Genomic DNA, 26,374 nt, shown 5'->3' with positions numbered 1-26,374 from the left:
GTTACTTCCTTAACGTGGCGTTGAACCTTTGTTCCAGCGAGGCGACGATATTCTGCGTAGTCGCGTTCACCTCGTCATCATTAAGAGTGCGTGATGGATGCTGCCAGGTCAAGCCAACGGCCAAGCTTTTTCTATGCGGATCAATGCCTTTACCGTGGTAGACGTCAAAGAGCCTGAGGTCCGTCAGCCATTCGCCCGCCGTTTCACGGATATTTGCCAGGACGAATTCGGCCGGGGTATCCAGATCAACGATCAGCGCGAGGTCACGGCGAACTTCGGGGAAGCGCGACAGTTCGCTGAATTTCGGCAAGCGGCCCTTGGCGACTTCGGCCAAAACCAGCTCGAAGACGTATACCGGACGATCCAGGTCCAGCGCCTTGGCCAGCTCTGGGTGCAGGGCGCCCAGGTAGCCGACCAGCACGCCGTCGCGCTCGATCTTGGCTGTCTGGCCCGGATGCAGCGCCGGGTGCTCTGCCGGGGAAAAGGTGAAGGCTTCGATAGCGCCGGCGTTACCCAGCAGCGCTTCGACGTCGGCTTTCACATCGAAGAAGTCGACGTTCTCGCGGCCGTTGGCCCAGCCTTCCGGCTGGCGGGCGCCGCAGACGACGCCGGCAAGCATATTTTCCTGCACCAGCCCTTCCAGCTGACCGACGAAGCGCAGACCGCTTTCGAACAGGCGCACGCGGGTCTGCTGGCGGTTGAGATTGTGCAGCAGGGATTTCACCAGACCCGGCCAGAGCGAGGCGCGCATGGCGGCCATGTCGGCGGAGATCGGGTTGGCCAGCATCAGCGGCTCGACGCCAGGATGGAACAGCTGGAACAGCTTGGGATCGATGAAGCTGTAAGTAATGGCTTCCTGGTAGTCGCGCGCGACCAGCAGGCGGCGCAACGCCGGCAGTTCGGCCTGGGACTCGGACTTGGTGTTCGGCGCCAGGCGGGCCTGCGGATAACGAACCGGCAGACGGTTGTAGCCGTACAGGCGGCCCAACTCTTCGATCAGGTCGACTTCGATGGAAACGTCGAAGCGATGGCTCGGCACCCCCACGGTCCAAGCATCGGCACCGGCTTTCTGGATGTCGAATTCCAGAGCGCTGAGCAGACGCTCGATCTCGGCGTTTTCCAGGGTCATGCCCAGCATCTGGGCGATACGCTCAGCACGCAGGGTGACCGGCGCGACCTTCGGCAGATCGGCTTCGCTGGCTTGCTCGACGATAGGACCGGCTTCGCCGCCGACGATCTGCAGCAGCAGCTCGGTGGCGCGCTCCATGGCGCGACGGGCCAGCTGCGAGTCCACGCCGCGCTCGAAGCGGTGCGAGGCATCGGTGTGCAGACCATAGGAACGAGCCTTCCCGGCCACGGCGATGTTGTCGAAGAAGGCGCTTTCGAGGAACAGGTCGCGGGTCTTGGCGCTGACGCCGCTGTGCTCACCGCCCATCACGCCGGCAATGGCCAGGGCGCGTTCGTGGTCGGCGATGACCAGGGTGTCGGCACGCAGGGTGACTTCCTGGCCGTCGAGTAGGACGAGCTTCTCGCCCTCCTCCGCCATGCGCACGCGAATGCCACCCTTGATCTCGTCGAGGTCGAAGGCGTGCATCGGCTGGCCCAGCTCAATCATCACGTAGTTGGTGATGTCGACGGCGGCGTCGATGCTGCGGATATCGGAACGGCGCAAGCGCTCGACCATCCACAAGGGGGACGGCTTGCTCAGGTCGACGTTGCGAATCACGCGACCGAGGTAGCGCGGGCAAGCCTTGGGCGCCAGCAGCTCGATGCTGCGTACATCATCGATATGCGGAGCAACAGCGTTGACCACCACCGGCTTAACCTCGGCACTATACAGCGCGCCGACTTCACGGGCGAGGCCGGTCAGTGACAGGCAGTCGCCGCGGTTCGGGGTCAGGCCGATCTCGATGGAGGCGTCGTTCAGTTCGAGGTAGTCGCGGATGTTGGCGCCCACGGGCGCATCCGCGGCGAGCTCCATCAGGCCGGCGTTCTCTTCGCTGATTTCCAGCTCTTTGGCCGAGCAAAGCATGCCGTTGGATTCAACGCCGCGCAGCTTGGCCTTCTTGATCTTGAAGTCGCCCGGCAGCTCGGCGCCGATCATGGCGAAGGGGATCTTCAGGCCCGGGCGCACATTCGGCGCGCCGCAGACGACCTGGAAGGTCTCCGAACCGTTGCTGACCTGGCAGACGCGTAGTTTGTCGGCGTCCGGGTGCTGTTCGGTCGACAATACTTCACCCACGATCACGCCGCTAAACTGGCCGGCAACCGGGATCACGGCGTCGACCTCGAGGCCGGCCATGGACAGACGAGCCACCAGCTCGTCACGGGATACCTGCGGATTTACCCAGCTCCGCAGCCACTGTTCACTGAATTTCATCCTGCTCTCCTAAATGCGTTGACGGTCGTGCGGGCTAGCGGAACTGGCCGAGGAACCGCAGATCGTTGTCGAAGAACAGGCGCAAGTCGTTCACGCCATAGCGCAACATGGCCAGGCGCTCGATACCCATGCCGAACGCGAAGCCTTGGTATTTCTCGGGATCGATGCCGGACATGCGCAGCACGTCGGGGTGGACCATGCCGCAACCCATGACTTCCAGCCAGCCGGTCTGCTTGCAGACACGGCAACCCTTGCCGCTGCAAAGCACACACTGGATGTCGACTTCCGCCGAAGGCTCGGTGAAGGGGAAGAAGGACGGGCGGAAGCGGACGGAGAATTCCTTCTCGAAGAAGGCGCGGAGGAATTCCTCGATGGTGCCCTTGAGGTCGGCGAAGCTGACGTCTTCATCGACCAGCAGACCTTCGACCTGGTGGAACATGGGCGAGTGGGTCAGGTCGGAGTCGCAGCGGTAGACGCGGCCCGGGCAGACAATGCGAATCGGCGGCTTCTGGTTTTCCATGGTGCGGACCTGTACCGGCGAGGTATGGGTGCGCAGCAGCATGTTCGCATTGAAGTAGAAGGTGTCGTGCATGGCACGAGCCGGGTGGTGGCCCGGAATATTGAGTGCTTCGAAGTTGTGGTAGTCGTCTTCGACTTCCGGCCCCTCGGCCACTTCATAGCCGATGCGGGTGAAGCACTGCTCGATGCGTTCCTTGGTGCGGGTGACGGGATGCAGGCCGCCGGAGGACTGGCCACGGCCCGGCAGGGTCACATCGATGCGTTCAGCAGCCAGCCTGGCGGCGAGGGCGGCGCCCTCCAGCTCGGCCTTGCGGGCGTTCAGCACATCCTGAACCTTTTCCTTGGCGACGTTGATCAGCGCACCGACCTTGGGGCGCTCTTCGGCCGGCAGGTCGCCCAGGGTCTTCATGACCTGGGTCAGCTCGCCTTTCTTGCCGAGGTAGTGAACCCGGATCTGCTCCAGGGCGTTGACGTCTTCGGTGTTCCGCACGGCGTCCAGGGCCTGCGAGACCAGCGCGTCCAGGTTTTCCATGTACCAACTCCAGATACAAAATAGGGGAAGAGCGGTAAGGCTCTTCCCCTATCGGTGACGTTACGTCCGGACCAAGATCCGGTAACTGTCGCGGGGCTTAAGCCAGGCTGGCTTTCGCTTTCTCGACAATTGCGGTAAACGCCGCTTTTTCGTTCACAGCCAGATCGGCCAGGACCTTACGGTCGATCTCGATGGCCGCTTTTTTCAGGCCAGCGATCAGACGGCTGTAGGACAGACCGTTCAGACGAGCACCAGCGTTGATACGAGCGATCCACAGAGCGCGGAACTGACGCTTGCGCTGACGACGGTCACGGTAGGCGTATTGGCCTGCTTTGATTACCGCCTGCTTGGCAACACGGAACACGCGCGAACGCGCGCCATAGTAGCCTTTTGCGAGCTTCAGAATCTTTTTGTGACGACGACGGGCAATCACGCCACGCTTAACACGAGCCATTTATTTATCCTCTACCAGAAATCAACGCAGACGCAGGGAGCGCGCTACACGGCGAACGTCGGAAGCAGCGAGCATCGAAGTGCCGCGCAGCTGACGCTTACGCTTGGTGGTCATTTTGGTCAGGATGTGGCTCTTGAAAGCGTGCTTGTGCTTGATGCCACCAGCAGTCACTTTGAAGCGCTTTTTGGCGCCACTCTTGGTTTTCATCTTTGGCATGTTTGGTACTCCGCATTCGTTAACAACTGATAACCATCAGGCCTGCCAGTGCCCGGGAGGTTATTTACGCTTCTTGGGAGCGATGACCATCATCAGCTGGCGTCCTTCCAGCTTAGGATGCTGTTCCACGGTGCCGACTTCGGCGAGGTCGGTTTCGACTCGCTTCAGTAGCTCCATGCCCAGCTCCTGGTGGGCCATCTCACGACCACGGAATCGAAGCGATACCTTGGCCTTGTCCCCTTCATTAAGGAAACGTACCAGGTTGCGTAGTTTTACCTGGTAATCCCCTTCTTCCGTCCCTGGACGAAACTTGATTTCTTTGATCTGTTGCTGGTGCTGGTTCTTCTTCGCAGCAGCGGCTTGCTTCTTCTTCTCGAAGAGGTGCTTGCCGTAGTCCATGATGCGGCAGACAGGGGGCACCGCATCAGCAGAAATTTCCACCAGGTCCAGCTTGGCTTCGTCAGCCAGACGGAGAGCCTCATCGAGGGAGACCACACCAATCTGCTGACCGTCAGCACCAATCAGGCGAACCTCACGGGCGGTGATGTTCTCGTTGATCGGCGGTTTCGGGACAGCCCGCTTATCCTGTCTCATTTCACGCTTAATAATGATTACTCCGAGTCTTGGCGACCACGCCGGGAAACCGCCTGAGCGAGCAGCTCAGCGAACTGGGCGACCGGCATCGAGCCGAGGTCTGCCCCTTCGCGCGTACGTACGGCGACGGCCTGCGATTCAACTTCTCTATCGCCGATAACCAGCAGATAGGGAACCTTGAGCAAAGTATGCTCGCGGATTTTAAAGCCAATTTTCTCGTTTCTCAAGTCAGACTTGGCACGGAATCCGCTTTGCTCGAGCTGACGCACCACTTCTTCAGCCCATTCGCCCTGCTTGTCAGTGATATTCATCACCACTGCCTGGGTCGGTGCGAGCCACGCCGGGAACAGGCCGGCATAGTGCTCGATGAGCATGCCGATGAAGCGCTCGAAGGAGCCGAGGATCGCGCGGTGCAGCATGACCGGGCGGGTACGGCTGTTATCTTCGGCGATATAGCTGGCATCCAGACGCTCCGGCAGGTTCGGGTCGTACTGCAGGGTGCCGCACTGCCAGTTACGGCCGAGGCAGTCCTTCAGGGTGAACTCGATCTTCGGACCGTAGAAAGCCCCCTCCCCCGGCTGGTATTCCCACTCCAGGCCGGATTCGTTCAGAGCGTCGGCCAGCGCACTTTCGGCGCGATCCCACAACTCTTCGGAACCGACTCGCTTGGCCGGACGAGTGGACAACTTCATGGAAACATCGGTGAAGCCGAAGTCCGAGTAGACCTGCAGGGTCAGCTTGATGAAGTCAGCCGCTTCCTTCTTCACCTGTTCTTCGGTGCAGAAGATGTGGGCGTCGTCCTGGGTGAAGCCACGCACGCGCATGATGCCGTGCAGCGCGCCGGACGGCTCGTTGCGGTGGCAGGCACCGAACTCGGCAAGACGCAGCGGTAGGTCGCGGTAGGATTTCAGGCCCTGATTGAATATCTGCACGTGACATGGGCAGTTCATCGGCTTGACCGCGAAGTCACGGCTTTCCGACGAAGTGGTGAACATGTTCTCGGCGTAGTTGGTCCAGTGGCCGGAGCGCTCCCAGAGGATGCGGTCGACGACCTGCGGGGTGCGGACTTCCACGTAGCCGTGGTCGCGCTGCACCTTGCGCATGTACTGCTCGAGCACTTGGTAAACGGTCCAGCCGTTCGGGTGCCAGAAGACCATGCCAGGAGCTTCTTCCTGGAGGTGGAAGAGGTCGAGCTGCTTGCCGATGCGACGGTGATCGCGCTTCTCGGCTTCCTCGATGCGCTGGATGTAGGCAGCCAGTTGCTTCTTGTCCGCCCAGGCGGTGCCGTAGACGCGCTGCAGTTGCTCGTTCTTCGAGTCGCCACGCCAGTAGGCACCAGAAATCTTGGTCAGCTTGAAGGCCTTCAGGAATCGGGTGTTCGGCACGTGCGGGCCGCGGCACATGTCCACGTACTCCTCGTGGAAGTACAGGCCCATGGCCTTCTCGTCCGGCATGTCGTCGATGAGGCGCAGCTTGTATTCCTCACCACGAGCCTTGAAGGTCTCGATGACTTCGGCACGCGGCGTCATCTTCTTGATGACGTCGTAGTCCTTCTCGATCAGCTCGGCCATGCGCTTTTCGATCGCAGCCATGTCTTCCGGCGTGAAGGGGCGCTCGAAGGCGATGTCGTAATAGAAGCCTTCGTCGATCACCGGGCCGATAACCATCTTGGCGGTCGGGTACAGCTGCTTGACCGCATGGCCCACCAGGTGAGCGCAGGAGTGGCGGATGATTTCCAGCCCGTCCTCGTCCTTCGGGGTAATGATCTGCAGGGTCGCGTCGCTGTCGATGATGTCGCAGGCATCGACCAGTCGGCCGTTGACCTTGCCGGCCAGGGTGGCTTTCGCCAGTCCCGCGCCAATGGATTGCGCCACCTCGGTCACGCTGACCGGATGATCGAAGGAACGCTGACTACCGTCGGGAAGAGTAATGATGGGCATGGCGCCTCCTCTCCTAGTGGTGACCCCTACGAAAGGCCACATGGGTTGGGATGTGCCAGTAAGCGTCGCCCGCCGGGCAAGCCTGCCTCACAGTGGCAGGCGCCTTGTCGGCACCCTGCGCATTCGCGCGCGGACGTAGATCACTGGAAGAAATCGAAAACCTGCCCGCAAACGATAGCGGGCAAGGCGTGGGATGTTACTGCAAGTTAAGGAAGCTGACGAGCGGCAAGCCTGACTTCGCTCAGTACTGCTCGACAAATTCCAACACGCTGCGATTGAACGACGCAGGGCGGATCACATTCATGCCGTGGGACGCACCAGGAATCGTCACCGAGCGCGCATCCACCAGTGTCGATTGCAATGCCTGGATGATTCGCGGAAACGGCTCCGGACTTTTTGCCCCGCCGATCAGCAATACCGGCAACTGCAATTGCAGGATCTGCTCATGTTTTATAGGCACAGGATGATCGGCGACCTGCCCAACCAATGTCATCGCATTAGCTGTCGCCATTTCGCGGAATTGCCGGGAAGACCGCGACCAGACTCCCGCACCACTGACAGTATCGACGAAGAGTTGCAGCCCCTCTTCCACCGCCCCCGCTCGAATCATCTCCAGCGCCTGCTGACGAAACTGATTACGTTCCACGGGAGATACTGGCGCCTCGATATTTACCCCCGCAAAAACATCATCGGCAAAGTCCCCGCCGGGATCGGCGAGCGTCAACGAGAGCAATTTCTGCGGAGCCGCCAGCGCCACACGCAGACAGATATTACCGCCCCGCGAATGCCCCAGCAGGTGAACCGGACAGGGCAACTGATCGAGCAACGCCAACAGATCATCGACATGCTGCTGCGTGGTAAAACCCGACCCCGCGCCATCCCACTGCTCGGGAAAATAGTGGCGCAGGCTGGGCACCACCACACGATAACGGGCAGACAACGCCTGAACCTGCCCCTGCCAGTAGCGGTAGTCACAGAGTGACCCATGCACAAGCAGCAGCGGCACGCCCTGCCCGGCAACCTGGCACGTCAGTTCATAATCATTGACCCGGTATTGCACTATCTCGTTATTCATCCAGCACTCGCACGCAACGCACCACAATAAAGCACACAGATTTCACAGGGGTTATTGAGCGACGAAAAATACCGCCACACCCTTTAGCCTGGGCATTATCCCTCATTGATCAATTAATCGACCAACCCTTCATGCGCCCTTAACATTTAAAGCGTGCCTCCCAATCGCAACAATTCATATATTCAGTTGACGCGAACAATCACAAGAACACAGAATCGCGCCGTACTAATCACCCTGCATACGGGAGCACCCAGATGTCCAAACTTGCGGAATTCCGCGAAGCCGAGCGCAAACTCCAGGAACAACTCGCCCTGCTCGAGAAACTCAAGAGCGATGGCGGCCTGAAGAAAGAACTGGAGTTCAAGGATCAACTGCAAGCCTTGATGGACCAGTACGGCATGAACCTGCGCAACGTCATCAACATTCTCGACCCGCAGAACTCCACCGAGCCGGCTGCCGCACAACAGCCGCGCCGCACCCGCCAACTGAAGGTCTACAAGAACCCGCACAACGGCGAGACCATCGAGACCAAGGGCGGCAACCACAAGACCCTGAAAGCCTGGAAACAACAATACGGTGGCGACACCGTGGAATCCTGGCTGCAGTAATGCTGATCTTCCGCGGAGCGCTCCCGCTCCGCGGAATCTCTCCCTCGCTCGGCGATTTCTGACAGACGGCTGTATAAAAACTAGCCATCGTTAGAAGAAATCCTTATACTGGCCGACAGCGAGCACCAAACCCAAGGTCGCCCCTCCCAGCACTCCCTACCTGATCCAGGGCAGAAGCTGGGCTCTACAGGGCCACGGCCAGCGCATCCTCCGCATCGATTCCAGAGCACGCCAACCGCGCCAGGAACATTTGCCCGAGCGATCAGCGCCCCACGTCAGATCCTCTGCTTTCACCCAACATCGCAGCCTGACGCGAACAGACCCTCAAGTTTCCAATCGCTGCCATATTCCGGTCATACGTTTTCTGCATTCTCAGATCGCACCCGGAGCTTTTGACGATTTCGACGGTCATAGGACCGTTACCTATTTGGAAAGACAAGACAATGAAAACCTCCCTGCAAATCCAGGAGGCGATTCGCACCCTCTCGGCGGCTTTCGCCCCTCTGAACTGCGTTATCCAGGCCAAGCGCAAGCATGGCTTCAGCTTCACCCTGGTGAACGAGCATGGCATCGCCAAGCACACCGAACGCCTCTACCCTCAGCAATATCAGGGCGAGGTACCGCTGAGCGCGGTGATTCAGCGAGTGCAAGCCACCATCGCTGCCTGAGCCTGAAAACGAAAAAAGCCCCGCATGAGCGGGGCTTTTGCTGTTCGGCCACCTATAAAAGCGGCGCCTCAATTCAGACTGATGCCCGCCTTCACCGCTTCGATCTCCGCCATCAGCGCCGCATAGCGCCCCGATGGTGCCGCATAGGTCAGCGAGTAAGCCGCCCCATCACCCAACGCGACCTGCACGGTCTGCTTGAGCACCTCGGCGCCGTTCTGACTGATGCCGCAATGCACCTCCAGCCCGGCCAACCCACCCAGCTTTGCATCCATTGGCTTACTGCACGCTGCCTGGAACCCCTGGCGCATGAAGTCCTTCTGCAACGCCTTGCGCATCTCGACGATGACATTCTCGACACTGACCTTGGCGGCAGAGCCGAGCCGACTGCGTGTGACCTCCATGACCAGATCCTGGGATCCATCCTCCGCCAAGCGCACGCCACGCTGACGAACCACCGGCGCATCAGCAGTCGCTTCCGCTGGCGAGCGCGAAACCTCCCAACCCTGCGGCCAGATCACCTGCATTTCCGCTAAGGCCGGCAGCGGAACCAGCAACGCACCGGTGAGTAAGCAAGATCGCAGAGCCCTCATCATCACCTCCAAGCACAGACAACGACCAACATAGCAGGCGCGCTTAGATCACCCCACGGAATCGACAAGCCGGAATGCATCACGGCCGACACACTCTTTACCGAGTCGGCACGCTATTACTCGCGACGCCAGCGTCGACGCAGGTTTAGTGTTGCCGGTCTTTCACGCCACACGGTGCTTCGATGCTATCTACGCTGTCCAAAGTCACTCTACCGGCCACTCTTCGGTGGGCACGACGGTGGTCATAGTGGCGGCCCTCGTTTTGATAACCACCGACAAGACAACGTCCGACGCACTGCATCGTGCTTTTTACTTACAACCACCTCAAGCTCTTCGAGAAGCCCGGAGCCAGAGAGAAAGCCTCGCAGCGCACGCCAGACGTGCAGGCAGAAGACCAGAGCAAGCGCCATACTGATCAGGACGGAGAACCAGATCGCAGGCTCAGTGAGGTCACATGAAGAAGCTCACAGCGTTGCTCCTGCTAATGACGCTTGCCAGCGGCGCCCAGGCCTCTGACTTCTGCACCGGCATCGGCCTGTTCGCGCGCGCGGGCGCGCTGTATAGAAACGAGGGAAAAACCGAACAGCAGGCGATTGCGGCAGTCCACGAAGGGGGCGCTAAGCTCGATGCGGACACCCAGGTCGTCGTCAGGTACTTCGTGCGCTTCGGCTACCACGGCGACCAGACGCCCGATCAGGCGTTTGCCAATGCCGAACAGAAGTGCCGACAGTACGAAGCCTACAGCGAGCGCAGAAACGCGATGAATTAGCGCCCATCTGGCCCACTTCCACTCCACCCAGCAACACTCGACCCCGCCATCCACGAAAGCCTGCGCAAGCAATGCAGAGACTGAACCACCACCGGAACGGGGAATCACCAGGAACAAAGGAAGCGGAGACGAAAGCGGCGCAATGCGTGAACCGCCGAGGCCGCCCGCTTGGAATACCCCAAAACAAAAAGGGCGATCCTTTCGGATCGCCCTCTAAGTACCGCCGGAAGCGGATTTGTTTGGTAGGCACAATTGGACTCGAACCAACGACCCCCACCATGTCAAGGTGGTGCTCTAACCAACTGAGCTATGTGCCTGTCGTGTGGGGCGCATTCTACGCGATCGTTTTAGAGCGTCAAGCACTTTTTCAGCTAACCCACTGAAAAAGTGAATTTTTTTATGTTCGACCGTCCGTAAATTATTTTGCACGGGCACTAGCCGGTCTGATTCGACTCAGGTAGCATCCGCACATCTCGTAAAAAATAACAAACACAGGTGCATTATGCCGCACACCTCCTACCCCTCTTCCTATTACGCAGCTTCGGCCAATCCGGTCCCGGCCCGTCCTGAACTGCAGGGCGAGGTGGAAACCGATGTCTGCGTGATCGGCGCAGGCTATACCGGCCTGTCGACCGCCCTGTTCCTGCTGGAAAACGGTTTCAAGGTCACCGTGCTGGAAGCCGCCAAGGCTGGCTTCGGTGCGTCGGGCCGTAACGGCGGTCAGATCGTCAACAGCTATAGCCGCGACATCGACGTCATCGAGCGCAGCGTTGGCGCCAAGCAGGCAAAACTGCTGGGCGACATGGCCTTCGAAGGCGGTCGCATCATTCGCGAGCGCATCGCCAAGTACAACATCCAGTGCGACCTGAAGGACGGCGGCGTGTTCGCGGCCCTCAGCGCCAAGCAGATGGGCCACCTGGAGTCGCAGAAGAAGCTGTGGGAGCGCTTCGGCCACACCCAGCTGGAACTGATGGACGCCAAGCGCATCCGTGAAGTCGTTGGCACCGACAGCTATGTCGGCGGCATGCTCGATATGAGCGGCGGCCACATCCACCCGCTGAACCTCGCCCTGGGCGAAGCCGCAGCCGTGGAGTCGCTCGGCGGCGTGATCCACGAGCAATCCCCTGCCGTGAAGATCGACCGTGGCGCCAACCCGGTCGTGCACACCCCGAAGGGCCGTGTGAAGGCCAAGTTCATCGTGGTAGCCGGTAATGCCTACCTCGGCGGCCTGGTGCCGGAACTGGCTTCCAAGTCCATGCCGTGCGGTACCCAGGTGATCACCACCGAGCCCCTGAGCGCCGACCTGGCCAAGTCTCTGCTGCCGACCGACTACTGCGTCGAGGACTGCAACTACCTGCTCGACTACTACCGCCTAACCGGCGACAACCGCCTGATCTTCGGCGGTGGCGTGGTCTACGGTGCGCGCGATCCGTCGAACATCGAAGCGATCATTCGTCCGAAGATGCTCAAGGTCTTCCCGCAGCTGAAGGACGTGAAGATCGACTTCGCCTGGACCGGCAACTTCCTGCTGACCCTCTCGCGCCTGCCGCAGGTTGGCCGCATCGGCGACAACATCTACTACTCCCAGGGCTGCTCTGGCCACGGTGTGACCTACACCCACCTCGCGGGCAAGCTGCTGGCCGAAGTGCTGCGTGGCCAGGCCGAGCGTTTCGACGCCTTCGCCACCCTGCCGCACTACCCCTTCCCGGGTGGCCGCATGTTCCAGGTTCCGTTCTCTGCGATCGGTGCCTGGTACTACACCATGCGCGACAAGTTGGGCATCTGACGCCTCGCTTCAGTCCGCACGAAAAACGGCGCCTCAGGGCGCCGTTTTCTTTTCTGGGAGCTTTTCCGGCGGCGAGGCGGTATCGCTGCGCACCTGGGCGTGGCTCATCAACGCGAATATCAGGCTGCCGCCGACGATATTGCCCGCCAACGTCGGCAAGGCGAAGTCGATGACGAACGCCGCCGGCCCCACTTCGCCGGCGAACATCAGGTAACCCACCTCGCAGGTACCGACCACGATATGGCTGAAACTGCCCAGCGCCATCAGGTAGGTGACCAGGAAAATGATCCAGACCTTGGCGTTTTCCGCCGCCGGCACCAGCCAGACCATGGTGGCGATCATCCAGCCCGAAACGATGCCTTTGGAGAACATCTGCCAGTGGTCGTTCTTCATCACCTCGCGACCGATGTCGAGGAAGGCCTGATCGGCCTTGGTGTCGAAGATCGGCAGGTGCAGCATGCCGTAGGCGAACAGGAGCGCGCCGACGACATTGCCCGCCAGCACCACTGACCACAGCCGCAACAACTGGCCGAACTTCTCCAGCGTCGGCTCGCTCATCACTGGCAGCACCGCGGTCAGGGTGTTCTCGGTGAACAGTTGCTGGCGCGCGAGAATGATCGCCAGGAAGCCCACCGGATAACCCAGGCTGGTGGTGATCACGGCCATGTCGTGGTCCGGCAGCCGCGCGCGGAACAAACCCATGGCCATCAGCGACAGGCCAATGGTCAGCCCGGCCGCCAGCGCCGACCACCAGAGTGCGGCCAGGGTGCGATCCAGTTCGTGATTGCCCTGCAGGCGGATGACTTCGTGTAGCACCAGCGCGCGGGGCGGCTGGCTTTTCTCGACCTTGCGGCGCTCCTCGGCGGAAAGTTCGTCGGCCGTGTCGCTACCGACCTTCGAGCTGCGGGAGGAATTGCGAGGCGACGCCCTTTTCGCACCAGAGTCGCTCGTCTTGGCACGCGCGCTGCCGCGTGCCGGTGGTTTTTCCGTGGCCATGCCAAGCACCTCGCTGGGACATTGCAGATTTAGTCTGTGCCCTTGCCGCTTCGGTTCAGGAAACCTGCGCGCCTCAGTTCGCCGGGCAGGCTGGCAGCGCCTGGCAACTGTCGCCTACTGTGGCCGAACTGCCGATCGTCTGCGAAAAACGCGCATCGTCTGGCGCCAGGTGCCGCGCACAACTCGCCGCAGCGCCTGCTTGTTGCGGACAGCCACGCTCACCCAATACATTGGCCAGGTTGAACCAGCCCGCCGCAAAAGCCGGCTTCGCGCCGACACTGCGGCGCAAGGCATCCTCGGCATCGTCGAGATTTCCGTCGGTGTAGCGCGCATTGGCCAGGGCGAACCAGCCGAGCGACTCCTGCGGCCAAGCCTTGGTCGCGGTGCGATAGGCCTGCTCCGCCAATGCCGGCTGGCCGGTTTCCTCCAGGTCATGGGCCGCCCTCAACCAGGCCGTCGGCTCCGCCGTCTCCGGCAGGCGATCAGCAGGAACGGTCAGTACCGCCCAGCGTTTGCTGCGCTTCCAGGTCACATCGAAGGCGGTGAAGTCGATCACCAGACGCTCGGTGATTCCCGAGCGGAGGATCAATTCGTGGCGATTACGATCGAAACCGACCACCACCGCAAAGTGCCAGACCGGCAACCAGTCCAGTCCTTGGTTCTGCAGGATCAGCACTGGATTACCCGCCGCCACTTCGCTGAGGATATTTTCCAGACGCGGCTTGAGCGGATAGACCAGCATGCCCTTCTCCCGCGCCGCCGCCACCAACTCCACCTGCAGGCTGCCCTCACGTCCGGGGATGAACACTCGATCTTTCAGTTCCCGAGGCGTCACCCGCACACCGCGCTGGTTGAGCATGGTCGCCAGGGCGGCGGGGCCGCACTGGAATTCCTGCTGGGGGAAGAATTGCACATCACTCAGCTCCACCCGCTCCGGCAAAGTATCGACGCTGGCTGGCAACGTCGGCGACTGCGCGCAGCCGCCGAGTGCCACGGCCGCCGCGAACGCGACGGCCATGGCCCAGCGTCTCAACGCTGGCACCTGACGAAGGTGAAGATGTGGGTAATACAGAGCACGTCGGTGATCACAAAGATCAACAAGAACAGCAGGATGATGCCGATGATGCCGCCGGCGGGCGCCTCGTCCAGCTGCTGATTGAACTGCGCCAGCTCTTCGTTGGACAGGCTCTTGATGCGCTGCTCGACCTTGCTGCGCTCAACGCCCATGGACTGCAGCTTTTTCTGCACGCCCTGGTCATCGAGCATCTTCAACAGCTGCTCGCGGTCGACCTGTTGCTGCTGTGCCTGCAGCACTTCGCCCGTACCCACCATGGCGGCCTGAGCCAACGGGACTTCCGCAACGACACCCAACTGCGCAAACACCAAGACAGCTGCAAGGCTTTTTACCCGTTTTGTTAGGGTCATTCTGGGTTACCTCATCATGGACTGCATGCACTAAGCAGGAGGTGCAGGCCGCTCGCACGCGAGGCAACCAACCGCCACGCTCCCGCCACGTTGGCGGCAACCGCAGGGGCCGCTCTCTAGTGAGATTGCAGTTCAGGAAAAGAGTTCGAAGCGCAATCGACGCCAGTCGGCGTCCAGGTGCCCCAGATAAAGGCAGGTGTAACCATGGGGAAACAGGATGTGCTCCGGACTGATCCCCGCCCCCTCCAGGCGCAGCAGACGCCCCCAGGGGTGGTGACTGATTCGCCCGCGTACGTCCTCGACCGCGCCGCCGCGCCACCAGTGGATGGCGGCCTCTGCATCCTCGACGCCCTCGGGCTGCTCGATGCGTACCGGGTCGTCGCGCCAGCCGATCACCCGATTCGGGTCGAAACCGGTCTGCTGCGCCAGCGGCAACGGCTTGATCCACCGTGCGCCGTCCCGTTCCTCGAGCGACACGGCCAACGGACACCATTGCGGCTGCTCCAGCGCCCAGAGCAGGTCGCCGTCGATAGCCAGCGACGGCTCGGGCTGGGCCTGGATGCGGAAACCCGGGCAAACCAGCATGCCTTCGCGCAGGGGAATACGGAGCTCGCTCATGCACTCTCCTGCCGCAGGAGAGGCCCGACCTTGCGCTCCAGCAGGAACACCAGCTCGGGCTGCAGATAGACGTAATCGTCCGGGATATCCAGGCATACCAGACGCTTGCCCCGCATCGCCACGGGGAAGCGGCGCAGCAGTGCCTGCCGATGGCGGCGCTCCATGACGAACACCAGGTCGGCCCACTCCAGTTGCTCGGCGCTCAGCGGGACTTCCGCGTCCGGCGCCAGCCCGGCGGAGTCGGTCTCGACCTCCGGCCAGTAGGCGAAGACGGCTTCGGCGGTGGGGCTGCGCAGGCGGTTCCGGCTGCAGATGAACAAAGCGCGGCGCACTTCATCCTCCCTACGGCTGGCGCGCAAACGGCAGCCGCGATTTTAGGGAAGAAGGCGGTTCACGGCGACTTCTGTTTCGCTTTCTGGCGCTCGAGGAAATCCACTTTCCACTGCTCGACGCCCAGGTGCTCGGAATCGAGGCTCGCCTCGACGCCGTACTTGGCCTTGATCGCGACCAACTCCCTGGTGTGGTCGACGAGGAAGCGGTCGAAGCGCTCGATCAGCTCGGCGTGCTTGAGCGTGGACAGGTGAAAGGCGCTGCGCGTGTGCGGTAGCGAAGGATCGAATACCAGCGCCCCCGGCTTCGCTCGGATGTTGTCCAGATAGAAGGTGGCAACTACGACGTTGAAGTAGACGCCGTCGGCCTGCTTCTTCAGCGCGGTATGGATCATCTGCTTGAGGTCGGCGCTGGGCGCGAGGGCGATCTGCCCGGCCTGCACCAGCCGCTCGTAACCACGCGGCGTCCAGCCATCCACCAGCGCCAGCCGCTTCAAGGCTCCGACGCCCTGACCCAGCCGCTCCGGCGCCACCAGCACGCCATCGACGTATTCGGTCACCGGCTGGCTGTAGCGCAGGGTTTTCCCGGCCTTCTGCTCGGGCGCCCAGTTGGGGTTGTCCGGGAACTTGAGATCGACCTGGTCGGACAGCAATGCCGGCAGCAGCGCGTCCACCGGCAGCGGACGATACTCCAGGGTGATGCCGCTGGTGCTGGCGAACAGGTCCAGCACCTCGCGGGCGAAGCCCTGGTAATTGCCCTGCGCATCGGTGCTGTAGTGCGGGGCGAACGCGAGGTTCTCAACGCCGACGACGTAGGTCTGCGCCATGGCGACACCTGAAATACCGCTGGAAAGGATGCTGGCGAGCGCGCAGCAGAATGCCTTGAGCTTCAAACGACTCTCCTTGTTGCCTGTTGTTTTTGTTCTGTCCGGCGGGCCGGGTGCCCGCCGTGGCGGACTCAGCCGCCGGTCATGCTCATGAAGCGCAGCACCTGCACCTGCTGGTCGGCCTCGAAATGATGGCGTTCGGGCTTGAGCTGCAGCGCCTGCATCAGTGCTTCGCGCAGGCGCGCGCCATCACCGGGGTGCTCGCGGAGCAATTGTCGCAAGTCCAGCGCACCTTCGTGCCCCAGGCAGAGCACCAGCTTGCCTTCGGCGGTGACCCGCACCCGGTTGCAGTCGCCGCAGAAATTGTGGCTGTGCGGGGAGATGAAGCCGATACGACTGGCATAGCCGTCGATGCGGTAGTAGCGCGACGGACCACCACTGCGCTCCGGCGTCGGTAGCAGTTGCCAGCGCTCGGCGAGCTGCGCGCGGACTTCGTCGCTGCTGCACAAGGTCTGCTTGCGCTCGTGGCTGCTGACGCTGCCCAGCGGCATCTCCTCGATGAAGCTGATGTCGATGCCCTTCTCCAAGGCGAAGGTCACCAAGTCGCAGACTTCGTCGTCGTTGCGGCCCTTCTGCACAACGGCATTGAGCTTGATGCGCTCGAAACCGGCCTCGCGGGCGGCGTCGATGCCGTCGAGAACCTGCTCCAGCTTGTCGGAACGGGTGAAGGCGGCGAAACGTTCGCGGCGCAGCGAGTCAAGGCTGATATTCAGGCGGCGCACGCCGGCCGCGCGCAGTTCGACAGCACGCTCGCGCAGTTGCGAGCCATTGGTGGTAATGGAAAGATCGTCCAGTTCGGGGCGTGCGCCCAGTCTCGCCAGCAGGCCGGTCAGGCCCTTGCGCACCAGCGGCTCGCCGCCGGTGATGCGGATGCGCTTCACACCCAGCCCGATGAAAGCGTCGGCGACGGCTTCCAGCTCCTCCAGGCTCAATACCTGGTCACGCGGCAGGAACTGCATGTCTTCGCTCATGCAGTAGGTGCAGCGGAAATCGCAACGGTCGGTGACCGACAGGCGCAGGTAGGTGATGCGTCGACCGAAGGGGTCGACCAACTGGAAGTCGGACATGGGCAGTGGGTGGTTCCGGATGGCGGGGGCCGAACGAAAGTCCGCTAGAAATACCTCAGAACGCCTCCGCTGTACACACAAAACCGACTCGCGAGTCAGGAAACTGCATGCAAGTGCCGCGAGAGGGCCGAGTTGAGGGGCTCAAGAGCCCGGTGCTACCATGCCCGGCTCTGTTCTGTGACAACAGCAATAAAAGAAAGAAGACCAGCCAATGACCAGCATTCGCGAGCGTAACCGTCGCCTCATCCTGCGCGCAGCCAGCGAGGAATTCGCCGAGAAGGGTTTCGCGGCGACCAAGACCAGCGACATCGCCGCTCGCGCCGGGCTGCCCAAGCCCAACGTCTACTACTACTTCCAGTCCAAGGAAAACCTCTACCGCTGCGTACTGGAAAGCGTGGTGGAGCCGCTGCTGCAAGCCTCCGCGCCGTTCCGCGAGGATGACGAGCCGAGCGAGGCGTTGCGCGCCTATATCCGTTCCAAGGTGAAGATTTCCCAGGAGCTGCCGCACGCGTCGAAGGTGTTCGCCAGCGAGCTGATGCACGGAGCGCCGCACCTGCCCAAGGAATACCTGGATGAGCTGAACGCCCAGGCACAGCGCAACATCGCCTGCCTGCAAAGCTGGATCGACCGTGGCCTGTTGGCGCCGGTGGATCCGCACCACCTGCTGTTCACCATATGGGCGGCGACCCAGACCTACGCCGATTTCGACTGGCAGATCTCCATGGTCACCGGGAAGACCAGCTTGAGCGATGCGGACTTCGAAGCCGCCACCGAGACCATCACCCGCCTGGTGCTGCGCGGCACCGCGCCGGATGGCGGCACCGAGCCGAAGCCGCAGGGGCGTTTGCGGCCGTTGTCGATCTGAGCTGAAACTCAGCGCCGAGAGCAACTGACTTCTCTGGGAAGTCGATCGCTGGGCCTCCCCTCTCCCAAAGGGAGAGGGAGCTGAACGTACCGGCTGATACGGCAGTTTCTCCCTGCACCGAACGGTCCCCTCTCCCCTTGGGAGAGGGCTAGGGTGAGGGCCGGCCCGAGTGCAAAAATATCGAGCAGGAGCGGGACAGACGCGCGACTGGCGCGCGCCCTCCCCTTCTTCGATCAGCCCGCGTCAGCCACCAAGCCCAGCGCCTGCACGCCACGGATCGCGCATTGCTCATCGATGTCCGAGACGTCGCCGCTGATGCCGATGGCACCAATCACTTCATTAGCCGAATTGCGGATCAGCACGCCGCCGGGTGCGGGCACCACGTTGCCTTGCGCCAGGGTGTTCACCGCGGCGATGAACGATGGGCGCTGCTGAGCGTCCGCCGCCAGCACGCGCGACGACTTGCCCAGCGCCACGGCGCCCCACGCCTTGCCAATGGCGATCTGCGGGCGAAGCATGCTCGCGCCGTCCTCGCGCTGCAGGCTCAGCAGGTGCCCGCCGGCATCCAGCACAGCGATGGTCAGCGGCGCGGTGGACAGCTCGCGGCTGGCGACCAGGGCGTGACGGGTGATGTCCAGTGCGGTTTCCAGGCTCAGAGTGGTCATGAGGTTTTCCTCTTCAAGTTGATAAGGCGGTTCAAGGTCGGTAAGCCGGGGCCACGCCATGCACAGGTCAAAGCTGCGCACACGCGTATCAGAAATCTGTACGCAATCTAGTAGCCGAAGGTCTCAATCAAAGCAACTGAAAAGGACAATTCACATCTATTTTTGTATACATTTTTTCAAACGATAGCTTGACCCTGCGTTCAGGTTTTCTGCGAAAGCCCCAGAATAGAAGGCTTTCATGGAAAAATTACCACTCAGTCCCTCGTATACAACCAGTCTTGACCTTCGTCGAATTGCCTGCCTAGAATCGCCTCAACTTTTGTACACAATCAGTATAAGAACCGAGGAACAAAATATGGCCAGAATGAGAGCAATCGAGGCTGCCGTACTCGTCATGCGTCGCGAAGGTGTCGATACCGCCTTCGGCGTGCCGGGCGCCGCCATCAACCCCATGTATGCGGCCATGAAGAAACTCGGTGGCATCGATCACGTCCTGGCCCGCCACGTGGAAGGCGCCTCGCACATGGCCGAGGGCTACACCCGCACCAACGCCGGCAACATCGGCGTGTGCATCGGCACCTCCGGCCCCGCCGGCACCGACATGGTCACCGGCCTGTACTCGGCTTCCGCCGACTCCATCCCGATTCTCTGCATCACCGGCCAGGCTCCCCGTGCGCGCATGCACAAGGAAGACTTCCAGGCCGTGGATATCACCAGCATCGTCAAGCCGGTCACCAAGTGGGCGACCACCGTGCTGGAGCCGGGCCAGGTGCCCTACGCCTTCCAGAAGGCCTTCTTCGAAATGCGCAGCGGCCGTCCCGGCCCGGTGCTGATCGACCTGCCGTTCGACGTGCAGATGGCCGAGATCGAATTCGACATCGACGCCTACGAGCCGCTGGCGGTGAACAAGCCCAAGGCCACCCGCGCCCAGGCCGAGAAAGCCCTGGCCCTGCTCAATGACGCCGAGCGTCCGCTGATCTGCGCCGGCGGCGGCATCATCAACGCCGACGCTTCCGACAAGCTGGTGGAATTCGCCGAGCTGACTGGCGTGCCGGTGGTGCCGACCCTGATGGGCTGGGGCACCATCCCTGACGATCACCCGCTGATGGCCGGCATGTGCGGTCTGCAGACTTCGCACCGCTACGGCAACGCCACCGTGCTGGAGTCGGACATGGTGTTCGGCATCGGCAACCGCTGGGCCAACCGCCACACCGGCTCGGTCGACGTCTACACCGCAGGCCGCAAGTTCGTCCACGTGGACATCGAACCAACCCAGATCGGCCGCGTGTTCACCCCGGACTTAGGGATAGTTTCCGACGCCGGTTCCGCCCTGGACGTGTTCCTGGAAGTGGCCCGCGAGTGGAAAGCCGCCGGCAAGCTGAAGGACCGCAGCGCCTGGGTCGAGTCCTGCCGCGAGCGCAAGCGCACCCTGCAGCGCAAGACCCACTTCGACAACGTGCCGGTCAAGCCGCAGCGCGTCTACGAAGAGATGAACGAGTTCTTCGGCAAGGACACCTGCTACGTCAGCACCATCGGTCTGTCGCAGATCGCCGGCGCGCAGTTCCTCCACGTGTACAAGCCGCGCCACTGGATCAACTGCGGCCAGGCCGGCCCGCTGGGCTGGACCATTCCGGCAGCGCTGGGCGTGGTCAAGGCCGACCCGAGCCGCCAGGTCGTCGCGCTGTCGGGCGACTATGACTTCCAGTTCATGATCGAAGAGCTAGCCGCCGGTGCGCAGTTCAACCTGCCGTACATCCACGTGCTGGTGAACAACTCCTACCTGGGTCTGATCCGCCAGGCGCAGCGCGGCTTCGACATCGACTACTGCGTGCAGCTGGCGTTCGAAAACGTCAACGCGCCGGAACTCAACGGCTATGGCGTCGACCACGTGGCCGTGGTCGAGGGCCTGGGCTGCAAGGCGATCCGCGTGACCGATCCGAACCAGATCGGCGCGGCCTTCGCCCAGGCTCGCGAGCTGATGCAGCAGCACCGTGTACCGGTAGTGGTCGAGGTCATCCTGGAGCGCGTCACCAACATCTCCATGGGTACCGAAATCAACGCGGTCAATGAGTTCGAAGAGCTGGCGCTCAAGGGTATCGACGCCCCCACTGCCATCTCGCTGCTGGACTGACAGATCCGCACGACTCCTCCCTGCGGGGAGGAGCTGGGGGTGGACATTTCCTGGCGGGGAGTCCCCCACCCCCTGCTCTCTTTCATCAGGAAGCCGAGCGTCACGCACCACCCGTTCAACAGGAGTGACCCCATGCCCCGTTTCTGCGCCAACCTGTCCATGCTGTTCACCGAAGTGGACTTCCTCGACCGTTTCGAAGCCGCCGCGCGTGCCGGTTTCAGCGGTGTCGAGTACCTCTTTCCGTATGACGTCGAGGCCGAGGTGATCAAGGCCCGCCTGGACGCCAACAAGCTCGAACAAGTGCTGTTCAACCTGCCTGCAGGCGACTGGGCCAAGGGCGAGCGCGGCATCGCCTGCCACCCGGACCGCGTCGAGGAATTCCGCGCCGGCGTCGACAAGGCCATCGCCTACGCCAAGGTCCTGGGCAACACCCAGGTCAACTGCCTGGCCGGCATCCGCCCTCAGGGCTACGACTGCGCGACCATCGAGAACACCTTCCTGAACAACCTGGAGTACGCGGCAGGCAAGCTCGAAGCCGCGGGCATCAAGCTGGTCATGGAAATGATCAACACCCTCGACATTCCCGGCTTCTACCTGCAGACCACGAAGCAGGCCCAGGACATCCGCGAGAAGGTCGGCAGCGCCAACCTGTTCCTGCAGTACGACATCTACCACATGCAGATCATGGAAGGTGACCTGGCGCGGACCATCGAGAAGAACCTCGCCTCGATCAACCACGTGCAGCTGGCCGACAACCCCGGCCGCCACGAACCGGGCACCGGCGAGATCAACTACCGCTTCCTGTTCGACCACCTGGACCGCATCGGCTACCGCGGCTGGATCGGCTGCGAATACAAGCCCAAGACCACCACCGAAGCCGGCCTCGGCTGGCTGAAGAGCCACAACGTCATCTGATTCGCCGGCCGGCGCGCTGGGTACGCAGCGCGCCAGCCAGCCTAACAAGAACAACCAGGAGAATTCCTCATGGCCAAAATCGGATTCATCGGCACCGGCATCATGGGCCTGCCCATGGCGCAGAACCTGCAGAAAGCCGGCCACCAGATCTTCGTTTCCACCCACCACGACGCCGCCCCGGCAGCCCTGGTCGAAGCCGGCGCCATCGGCCTGGCCACCCCCAAGGAAGTCGCCCAGGAAGCCGAGTTCATCATCGTGATGGTCCCGGACACCCCGCAGGTCGAAGACGTGCTGTTCCGCAAGGACGGCATCGCCGAAGGCGTGGGCCCGAACAAGGTGGTGATCGACATGAGCTCGATCTCCCCTACCGCCACCAAGACCTTCGCCGAGAAGATCAAGGCCACCGGCGCGCAGTACCTGGACGCCCCGGTTTCCGGCGGTGAAGTCGGCGCCAAGGCCGCGTCCCTGAGCATCATGGTCGGCGGCTGCCCGAACACCTTCGAACGCGCCCTGCCGCTGTTCCAGGCCATGGGCAAGAACATCACCCGCGTCGGCGGCAATGGCGATGGCCAGACTGCCAAGGTGGCCAACCAGATCATCGTCGCCCTGAACATCCAGGCCGTCGCCGAAGCCCTGCTGTTCGCCGCCAAGAACGGCGCCGACCCGGCCAAGGTGCGTGAAGCGCTGATGGGAGGCTTCGCCTCCTCGCGCATCCTCGAAGTGCACGGCGACCGCATGGTCAAGGGCACCTTCGATCCGGGCTTCCGCATCAGCCTGCACCAGAAGGACCTCAACCTGGCCCTGGCCGGCGCTCGCGAACTGGGCCTGAACCTGCCCAACACCGCCAATGCCCAACAGGTGTTCAGCACCTGCGCGGCCATCGGCGGCAGCAACTGGGACCACTCCGGCCTGATCAAAGGCCTGGAGCACATGGCCAACTTCTCCATCCGCAAGGACTGAGAATCGGCGCATGAAGCGTTCCGCTTCATGCGCCCTGCGAGGTACGACAACGCAGGGCGCATAGCGCCAGCGGCGTTATCCGCCAAAGAGCAAAGTGACGGGCGAAGTTATGGGAGTGGCCTCGTCCGCCACGCTGCAAAGCGACTCGAACACCCGGTCGTAGGGAATACGGCCTCGCCGGCCGGGATGTTCGATTCCATCGCTGAGCCTTTTGCCCTGCAGAAGCCTGAGCCATGGAACACCACAACAAGAATCATCGGAGCCTGTCATGAGCCTCGACCCACGCGCCCTCCTGCGCGAGCTGTTCGACACCGCCATTGCCGCCGCGCATCCGGCCCAGGTACTGGCGCAGCACCTGCCCACCGACAAGGGCGGCCGCACCATCGTCATCGGCGCCGGCAAGGCCGCCGGTGCCATGGCCGAAGTCGCCGAGAAGCACTGGAATGGTGAGGTCCAGGGACTGGTGGTCGCGCCTTACGGCTACGGCGCGCAGTGCCGCAGCATCGAAGTGGTGGAAGCCTCGCACCCGGTACCGGACGACGCCGGTGAACGCGTCGCCCGTCGCGTGCTGGAACTGATCAGCGGCCTGTCCGAGGACGACCGCGTCATCTTCCTGCTCTCCGGTGGCGGCTCGGCCCTGCTCGCCCTGCCGGCCGAAGGCATCAGCCTCGACGACAAGCGCAACGTGAACAAGGCGCTGCTGAAATCCGGCGCTGCCATCGGCGAAATGAACTGCGTGCGCAAGCACCTCTCGGCCATCAAGGGCGGCCGCCTGGCCCGCGCCTGCTGGCCGGCCAGCGTCTACACCTACGCGATTTCCGACGTGCCCGGCGACGAGGCTACAGTGATCGCGTCCGGCCCCACCGTGGGCGACCCGACCACCTCCGCCGACGCCCTCGCGATCCTCAAGCGCTATGCCATCGACCTCCCGGCGAACGTGCGCGCCTGGCTGGAAGACCCGCGCTCGGAGACCGTCAAACCCGGCGACGAATGCCTGTCGCGCAGCCACTTCAAGCTGATCGCCACGCCCCAGCACGCCATCGACGCAGTGGCGGCCAAGGCCGCAGCCGCGGGTATTCCGACGCTGATCCTGGGCGACCTGGAAGGCGAGTCCCGCGAGGTGGCCAAGGTCCACGCCGGCATCGCCCGGCAGATTCGCAAACATGGCCAGCCGCTGAAGGCGCCGTGCCTGATCCTTTCCGGTGGCGAGACCACCGTCACCGTGCGCGGCAACGGCCGTGGCGGACGCAATGCAGAGTTTCTCCTCAGCCTCACCGCCGACCTGAAAGGTGAACCGAACATCTGGGCCCTGGCGGGGGACACCGACGGCATCGACGGCATGGAAAGCAACGCCGGTGCCCTGATGAGCCCGTGCAGCTACAGCCGCGCCCTCAAGGCCGGCCTGAACCCGCTGCACGAGCTCGACAACAACAACGGCTACGGCTTCTTCGCTGAACTGGGCGACCTGGTAATCACCCGGCCGACCCGCACCAACGTCAACGACTTCCGCGCCATCCTGGTCCTCGAGAACGACAAATGACCCCTGACAAAAAAGTAAAAATTCTCGCCACCCTGGGCCCGGCGATCAAAAGCCGCGACGATATCCGCGCCCTGGTGGAAGCCGGCGCCAACCTGTTCCGCCTGAACTTCAGCCACGGCGAATACGACGACCACGCCCAGCGTTTCGCCTGGGTGCGCGAAGTGGAAGCCGAACTGAACTACCCCATCGGCATCCTCATGGACCTGCAAGGGCCGAAGCTGCGCGTGGGTCGTTTCGCCGACGGCGCGGTGCAACTGCAGAAAGGCCAGACCTTCACCCTCGACCTGAACGACGCACCGGGCGACGACAAGCGCGTCACCCTGCCCCACCCGGAAATCATCCAGGCGTTGGAGCCGGGCATGAGCCTGCTGCTGGACGACGGCAAGATTCGCCTGCAGGTACTCAACGCCCACAGCGATGCCATCGAGACCCGCGTGATGAACAGCGGCGAGCTGTCCGACCGCAAGGGCGTGAACGTTCCGGAAGCCGTGCTCAAGCTCAGCCCGCTGACCGCCAAGGACCGCCGTGACCTGACCTTCGGCCTGGAGCTGGGCGTGGACTGGGTGGCCCTGTCCTTCGTACAGCGCCCCGAAGATATCGAGGAAGCCCGCGAGCTGATCGGCGACAAGGCCTTCCTCATGGCCAAGATCGAGAAGCCTTCAGCGGTGCAGTCCATCGAAGCCATCGCCAAACTGTCCGACGCGATCATGGTTGCCCGTGGCGACCTGGGCGTGGAGATGCCGGCCGAGAGCGTGCCGGGCATCCAGAAGCGCATTATCCAGGTCTGCCGTCAGCTCGGCCGCCCGGTAGTGGTGGCAACCCAGATGCTCGAATCCATGCGCTTCTCCCCGGCGCCTACCCGCGCCGAGGTGACCGACGTCGCCAACGCCGTCAGCGAAGGCGCCGACTGCGTGATGCTCAGCGCCGAGAGCGCCTCGGGCCAGTACCCGCGTGAAGCGGTGGAGATGATGGCGAAGATCATTCGCCAGGTCGAAGCCGAACCGGACTACCAGGCCACGCTGGAAATCAACCGCCCGGAACCGGACGCCACCGTCTCCGACGCCATCAGCTGCGCGATCCGCCGGATCAGCCGCATCCTGCCGGTAGCGGTGCTGGTGAACTACACCGAGTCCGGCGCCTCGACCCTGCGCGCCTCCCGCGAACGGCCCAAGGCGCCGATCCTCAGCCTGACCCCGCAACTCAAATCCGCCCGCCGCCTTACCGTGGCCTGGGGCGTCCATTCGGTGGTCAACGCGCAGCTCGCCCATGTCGACGAGATCTGCTCCACCGCCCTGGACATCGCCCTGGCCCAGCGTATGGCGCGCCGTGGCGACACCGTGGTGATCACCGCCGGAGTGCCGTTTGGCCAGCCGGGCAGCACCAACATGCTGCGCATCGAGACCGTAGCGCCGGCTTTGCAGGCTTAAGCGAAGCAAGAGCGCCCTCACCCCAACCCTCTCCCGCAAGCGGGAGAGGGAGCTGACCGGAGTTTCCGGCAAGTGAGTCGCTCATTGAAGTAACGGTGCTGTGAGGAGTTACCGGACAGCACCAGACTGACCGCCACGCCGACCCGCCCCCTCTCCCTCTGGGAGAGGGCTGGGGTGAGGGAAAGCGAGCGATCAGGAGAATCACCGAGTTCAGGAGCCACGCCCAGGCGCGTGCCTCCGCACCGAGTCACTCCCGGACGGACGGGGCCGGGAATACGGGGCCGCGTCCCCGTCCGTCCGGGATTGACCTTATTCATGAATGCATGAGTACCGAATGCTTGTCGGTCCATGGCCCCCACGTAGCGACTCCCAAGCTGGCCATGGAACTTTGAGGTTGTTGGCGGTGATCCCGCCGACA

At 62.6% G+C, this 26,374-nt stretch carries 26 protein-coding genes and 1 tRNA gene; 10 read left to right on the top strand and 17 right to left on the bottom strand.

Annotated features, from left to right (window positions below; all coding sequences use genetic code 11):
- Position 1: 1 nt before the first annotated feature.
- The 7 genes from pheT to IB274_RS11795 form a co-directional block, all read right to left on the bottom strand.
- Positions 2–2,380, bottom strand: a complete 2,379-nt coding sequence (gene pheT, locus IB274_RS11825; RefSeq protein ID WP_192432102.1) for a phenylalanine--tRNA ligase subunit beta — start codon at positions 2,378–2,380, stop codon at positions 2–4.
- 34 nt (positions 2,381–2,414) lie between these two features.
- Positions 2,415–3,431, bottom strand: coding sequence for a phenylalanine--tRNA ligase subunit alpha (gene pheS / locus IB274_RS11820; RefSeq protein WP_192432100.1), 1,017 nt, complete (start codon positions 3,429–3,431; stop codon positions 2,415–2,417).
- 97 nt (positions 3,432–3,528) lie between these two features.
- Complete coding sequence (rplT, locus tag IB274_RS11815) at positions 3,529–3,885, bottom strand: 50S ribosomal protein L20 (protein WP_045217787.1); 357 nt, start codon at positions 3,883–3,885, stop codon at positions 3,529–3,531.
- A gap of 21 nt (positions 3,886–3,906) precedes the next feature.
- Positions 3,907–4,101, bottom strand: a complete 195-nt coding sequence (rpmI, locus tag IB274_RS11810) for a 50S ribosomal protein L35 (protein WP_017516491.1) — start codon at positions 4,099–4,101, stop codon at positions 3,907–3,909.
- 60 nt (positions 4,102–4,161) lie between these two features.
- Positions 4,162–4,713: a translation initiation factor IF-3 gene (gene infC, locus IB274_RS11805; protein ID WP_174824622.1), complete on the bottom strand. Its 552-nt coding sequence runs from the start codon at positions 4,711–4,713 to the stop codon at positions 4,162–4,164.
- The gene (gene thrS, locus IB274_RS11800; protein WP_151186450.1) at positions 4,713–6,635 is read right to left on the bottom strand and encodes a threonine--tRNA ligase; all 1,923 of its coding nucleotides are present in this window, start codon (positions 6,633–6,635) and stop codon (positions 4,713–4,715) included. Before thrS ends, infC begins: the two co-directional genes overlap by 1 nt.
- Positions 6,636–6,876: 241 nt before the next feature.
- Positions 6,877–7,710 carry an alpha/beta fold hydrolase gene (locus IB274_RS11795; RefSeq protein WP_192432099.1) on the bottom strand — a complete coding sequence of 278 codons (834 nt, stop codon included), beginning with the start codon at positions 7,708–7,710 and terminating at the stop codon, positions 6,877–6,879.
- A gap of 254 nt (positions 7,711–7,964) precedes the next feature.
- Here IB274_RS11795 and IB274_RS11790 point away from each other — a divergent pair, with 254 nt between their 5' ends.
- Complete coding sequence (locus IB274_RS11790) at positions 7,965–8,318, top strand: histone-like nucleoid-structuring protein, MvaT/MvaU family (RefSeq protein WP_081518110.1); 354 nt, start codon at positions 7,965–7,967, stop codon at positions 8,316–8,318.
- Between the two features lie 443 nt (positions 8,319–8,761).
- Complete coding sequence (locus IB274_RS11785; RefSeq protein WP_138212887.1) at positions 8,762–8,986, top strand: hypothetical protein; 225 nt, start codon at positions 8,762–8,764, stop codon at positions 8,984–8,986.
- 68 nt (positions 8,987–9,054) lie between these two features.
- Here the strand turns inward: IB274_RS11785 and IB274_RS11780 are convergent, their stop codons facing one another.
- Positions 9,055–9,510: a DUF4946 domain-containing protein gene (locus IB274_RS11780; RefSeq protein ID WP_263866335.1), complete on the bottom strand. Its 456-nt coding sequence runs from the start codon at positions 9,508–9,510 to the stop codon at positions 9,055–9,057.
- Between the two features lie 520 nt (positions 9,511–10,030).
- On the opposite strand from IB274_RS11780, the gene IB274_RS11775 reads away from it, so the two are divergent.
- Positions 10,031–10,345: a hypothetical protein gene (locus IB274_RS11775; protein WP_192432096.1), complete on the top strand. Its 315-nt coding sequence runs from the start codon at positions 10,031–10,033 to the stop codon at positions 10,343–10,345.
- A gap of 240 nt (positions 10,346–10,585) precedes the next feature.
- Here IB274_RS11775 and IB274_RS11770 read toward each other — a convergent pair.
- Positions 10,586–10,662 (bottom strand) — tRNA-Val (locus IB274_RS11770).
- 185 nt (positions 10,663–10,847) lie between these two features.
- On the opposite strand from IB274_RS11770, the gene IB274_RS11765 reads away from it, so the two are divergent.
- Entirely contained in the window at positions 10,848–12,131 is a 1,284-nt protein-coding gene (locus IB274_RS11765) for an NAD(P)/FAD-dependent oxidoreductase (protein ID WP_192432094.1), read from the top strand.
- Between the two features lie 33 nt (positions 12,132–12,164).
- Here IB274_RS11765 and IB274_RS11760 read toward each other — a convergent pair whose 3' ends face one another.
- The 7 genes from IB274_RS11760 to moaA form a co-directional block, all read right to left on the bottom strand.
- Entirely contained in the window at positions 12,165–13,127 is a 963-nt protein-coding gene (locus tag IB274_RS11760; RefSeq protein WP_192432093.1) for a formate/nitrite transporter family protein, read from the bottom strand.
- 73 nt (positions 13,128–13,200) lie between these two features.
- Positions 13,201–14,145 (bottom strand): PA2778 family cysteine peptidase, encoded by a 945-nt coding sequence (locus tag IB274_RS11755; RefSeq protein ID WP_192432091.1) that lies wholly within the window; start codon positions 14,143–14,145, stop codon positions 13,201–13,203.
- 11 nt (positions 14,146–14,156) lie between these two features.
- Positions 14,157–14,552, bottom strand: a complete 396-nt coding sequence (locus tag IB274_RS11750; RefSeq protein WP_192432090.1) for a PA2779 family protein — start codon at positions 14,550–14,552, stop codon at positions 14,157–14,159.
- Between the two features lie 132 nt (positions 14,553–14,684).
- On the bottom strand, positions 14,685–15,170 hold the full coding sequence (locus tag IB274_RS11745) for a hypothetical protein (RefSeq protein ID WP_192432088.1): 486 nt from the start codon (positions 15,168–15,170) through the stop codon (positions 14,685–14,687).
- Positions 15,167–15,502, bottom strand: a complete 336-nt coding sequence (locus IB274_RS11740) for a low molecular weight protein tyrosine phosphatase family protein (RefSeq protein WP_192432086.1) — start codon at positions 15,500–15,502, stop codon at positions 15,167–15,169. The genes IB274_RS11745 and IB274_RS11740 overlap by 4 nt, the downstream gene beginning before the upstream one ends.
- A 59-nt stretch (positions 15,503–15,561) precedes the next feature.
- Entirely contained in the window at positions 15,562–16,392 is an 831-nt protein-coding gene (locus tag IB274_RS11735) for a substrate-binding periplasmic protein (RefSeq protein ID WP_192432084.1), read from the bottom strand.
- A 65-nt stretch (positions 16,393–16,457) separates the two neighbouring features.
- Complete coding sequence (gene moaA, locus IB274_RS11730; RefSeq protein WP_192432083.1) at positions 16,458–17,453, bottom strand: GTP 3',8-cyclase MoaA; 996 nt, start codon at positions 17,451–17,453, stop codon at positions 16,458–16,460.
- Between the two features lie 211 nt (positions 17,454–17,664).
- On the opposite strand from moaA, the gene IB274_RS11725 reads away from it, so the two are divergent.
- The gene (locus tag IB274_RS11725) at positions 17,665–18,318 is read left to right on the top strand and encodes a TetR/AcrR family transcriptional regulator (protein ID WP_192432081.1); all 654 of its coding nucleotides are present in this window, start codon (positions 17,665–17,667) and stop codon (positions 18,316–18,318) included.
- A 233-nt stretch (positions 18,319–18,551) separates the two neighbouring features.
- Here the strand turns inward: IB274_RS11725 and IB274_RS11720 are convergent, their stop codons facing one another.
- A complete protein-coding gene (locus IB274_RS11720) occupies positions 18,552–18,983 on the bottom strand; it encodes a GlcG/HbpS family heme-binding protein (protein ID WP_024763153.1) in 432 nt (143 codons plus the stop codon).
- Positions 18,984–19,338: 355 nt separating this feature from the next.
- Between IB274_RS11720 and gcl the strand changes: the two genes are divergently transcribed.
- From gcl to pyk, 5 genes are all read left to right on the top strand, one after another.
- Positions 19,339–21,114 carry a glyoxylate carboligase gene (gene gcl, locus IB274_RS11715; RefSeq protein ID WP_192432079.1) on the top strand — a complete coding sequence of 592 codons (1,776 nt, stop codon included), beginning with the start codon at positions 19,339–19,341 and terminating at the stop codon, positions 21,112–21,114.
- Between the two features lie 132 nt (positions 21,115–21,246).
- The gene (gene hyi / locus IB274_RS11710; protein WP_192432078.1) at positions 21,247–22,029 is read left to right on the top strand and encodes a hydroxypyruvate isomerase; all 783 of its coding nucleotides are present in this window, start codon (positions 21,247–21,249) and stop codon (positions 22,027–22,029) included.
- A gap of 69 nt (positions 22,030–22,098) precedes the next feature.
- Positions 22,099–22,989 (top strand): 2-hydroxy-3-oxopropionate reductase, encoded by an 891-nt coding sequence (locus tag IB274_RS11705; RefSeq protein WP_192432076.1) that lies wholly within the window; start codon positions 22,099–22,101, stop codon positions 22,987–22,989.
- A 268-nt stretch (positions 22,990–23,257) separates the two neighbouring features.
- Positions 23,258–24,529 (top strand): glycerate kinase, encoded by a 1,272-nt coding sequence (locus IB274_RS11700; RefSeq protein ID WP_192432074.1) that lies wholly within the window; start codon positions 23,258–23,260, stop codon positions 24,527–24,529.
- On the top strand, positions 24,526–25,956 hold the full coding sequence (gene pyk / locus IB274_RS11695; protein WP_138212869.1) for a pyruvate kinase: 1,431 nt from the start codon (positions 24,526–24,528) through the stop codon (positions 25,954–25,956). Before IB274_RS11700 ends, pyk begins: the two co-directional genes overlap by 4 nt.
- The last annotated feature ends 418 nt before the right edge of the window (positions 25,957–26,374 follow it).

The organism is Pseudomonas sp. PDM18 (assembly GCF_014852585.1).
Classification (GTDB): Bacteria; Pseudomonadota; Gammaproteobacteria; order Pseudomonadales; family Pseudomonadaceae; genus Pseudomonas.
This window is presented reverse-complemented; position numbering and strand designations above follow the sequence as displayed.